Here is a 702-nt window from a genome sequence, read left to right on the forward strand (position 1 = left end):
CTCATCGCTGATTTTGTCAAGACAGATACCAACCATCATGGTTTTGATTTAGCTGAACTGGAAAATAAGTTAATTCAGCAGGTTTTTTCATCTGTGCATAGTCAGATTCTCTATAGCGCTGAAGAATTGTTTCAAGGAAATTATTCAGAACTCTTTTTAACAGTAGCCCAAAAATCACTCGCTGACTAAAGCAGTGATTTTTTCTCTTCAGATGGAAAAAAGGAGGGAAATTTGATAAGATAGGAATATGGATTTTGAAAAAATTGAACAAGCTTATACGTATTTACTAGAGAATGTCCAAGTCATCCAAAGTGATTTGGCGACCAACTTTTATGATGCCTTAGTAGAGCAAAACAGCATTTATCTAGATGGCGAGACTGAGCAAAAGCAGGTCAAGGAGAACAATCAAGCCCTTAAGCGCTTAGCACTTCGCAAGGAAGAGTGGCTCAAGACCTACCAGTTTCTCTTGATGAAGGCGGGACAAACGGAGCCTTTACAGGCCAATCACCAGTTTACGCCGGATGCCATTGCCCTCCTCTTGGTACTTATTGTGGAAGAGTTGCTGGATCAAGAGGAAATTAGCATCCTCGAAATAGGTTCTGGTATGGGGATTTTGGGGGCTACTTTCTTGACTTCTCTTGCTAAAAAAGTAGATTACTTGGGAATCGAAGTGGATGACTTGCTGATTGATTTGGCAGCCAG

General features: G+C 40.7%; 2 pseudogenes. Both read left to right on the plus strand.

What is annotated here, in order from left to right:
- A pseudogene (locus GMD6S_RS12825) lies at positions 1-189 on the plus strand (SAM-dependent methyltransferase); the annotation flags it as partial.
- Positions 190-247: 58 nt separating this feature from the next.
- A pseudogene (locus tag GMD6S_RS09850) lies at positions 248-702 on the plus strand (class I SAM-dependent methyltransferase); the annotation flags it as partial.

The sequence above is a fragment of the Streptococcus sp. GMD6S genome, assembly GCF_000297015.1.